Annotated in this window: 1 protein-coding gene; it reads left to right on the forward strand. The window is 35.5% G+C overall.

Going from position 1 to position 1,607, the window contains the following annotated elements; genetic code table 11:
• Nucleotides 1-243 precede the first annotated feature (243 nt).
• The gene (locus BWGOE10_RS14905; protein WP_002203979.1) at nucleotides 244-1,455 is read left to right on the forward strand and encodes an IS110 family transposase; all 1,212 of its coding nucleotides are present in this window, start codon (nucleotides 244-246) and stop codon (nucleotides 1,453-1,455) included.
• The last annotated feature ends 152 nt before the right edge of the window (nucleotides 1,456-1,607 follow it).

The following is a 1,607-nucleotide window of genomic DNA, read 5'->3' on the forward strand; positions in this document are numbered from 1 at the left end:
ACAAAACATACTAAGATTAGTAGTGCAGACCAAGGCATTGGTTCGCGCTACTATTTTTTATATAGTAGAAGTGAAGAGGAGGTCGTGGGTGTTTTGGGATCTTGAATCCGTATACAAAACTGACCTTCTTCACTTACCTTATTTGAATCAGTTTTTAGTATGTTGGTCTTCGAGATCGTGTATAAGAAATGAGAATCGATAAGTGTAAGTTGAAGACTTCAATTCCACCTGAGGAGGCGCTATATGAAACACGTTATTGCATTTGATGTCAGTATGGGTAAAAGTTATATGGTAATTTATAATGCACAAAAACAATGCGTATTCGAAAGTGAAATCAAGCATTCTAAGCCTGATTTTAAAAAGCTACAAGAAAAGATACATAAGCTTACAGATGAAACCGGCGAATCACCTGAAATTGTGTTCGAAGCAACAGGGATCTATTCCAGACAGCTAGAACGATTTATGCAAAATAACCAGTATACATATTGTTTATTAAACCCATTAGAAGCCAAAATACAATGTGATTCCTTGCGGATTCATAAGACAGACCGAAGCGACGCACACCGATTAGCTCTCACTCATTTTACAGTTACCCGAAGGGTATCTACCGGAACTGATAATTTATTCTATCAGTTAAAATCTCTTTCTAGATTATATAGTGAACTGGATGATGAATTATCAATAATTCGCGGCCGTATGCATAAAGTAATCCAATTAACATTTCCAGAATTGGAAAGAATATTTACTAGTAAATCTGATTTGTTTTTAAATTTTGTTCAACTATTTCCCCACCCAGATTGTGTTTTAGGTCTTTCTAAAACCATTATAAAAAATCGTATTCGTGCCAACACCAATAAAAAAATATCAAATATTACGGCGGAGAAAAAAGCGATTCAGATACTTGAAATAGCGAAAATTTGCTATCCTGCTGTTTCTCAGAACGATGTTCTGTGTGACCAGCTCAAATTATACGCAAGGCGCTATCAAGAGCTTCTTCACCAAAAAGAAAGCTGTATTAGCAAGATGGTGTATGTAGCTGAGCAACGCGCAGAATACGATATCATTCGCAGTCTCCCTGGGATTGGACCGAATACTGCCGTACGCTTGATGGCTGAAATAGGAGATATTACTCGTTTTAACAATAACAAGCAACTCAATGCATTTGCTGGTATTGATATACGCCGTTTTCAATCAGGTAAAACCTTTTTTAAAGATAAAATCAATAAACGTGGAAATAAACATTTGCGGAAGCTCCTTTTCCTCATCATCCAGAACATGATTAAACAACGACGTTACGGACAAAATCATATTGTTGAGTATTACGATAAATTAAAAACGCAACCTTATAACAAGTGTCATAAAGTTGCGTCCATTGCATGTGTAAATAAATTATTGAAGCTTCTCTTCTATCTCATTACACATAATATGCACTATGATTATCGGTTAGCCGCCTAAAACCATAGTTTCATCCATCGTACCATATCTTCCCCCTAGTAAAAAATGGACACATATTAGGGGTATTTGGCTTGCATTCTAATTGGCTTAAAATCTCTGGCATTTAATCAATTATAACTCTAAAAAACATTTGACTAATCGTAAGAAAAACA

This window comes from Bacillus mycoides, from assembly GCF_001757995.1.
Taxonomy (GTDB): domain Bacteria; phylum Bacillota; class Bacilli; order Bacillales; family Bacillaceae_G; genus Bacillus_A; species Bacillus_A mycoides_B.

Bases quoted from the DNA above. Each gene is read 5' to 3' on its own strand.
- BWGOE10_RS14905 (WP_002203979.1), top strand. From the start codon at position 244: ATGAAACACGTTATTGCATTTGATGTCAGTATGGGTAAAAGTTATATG.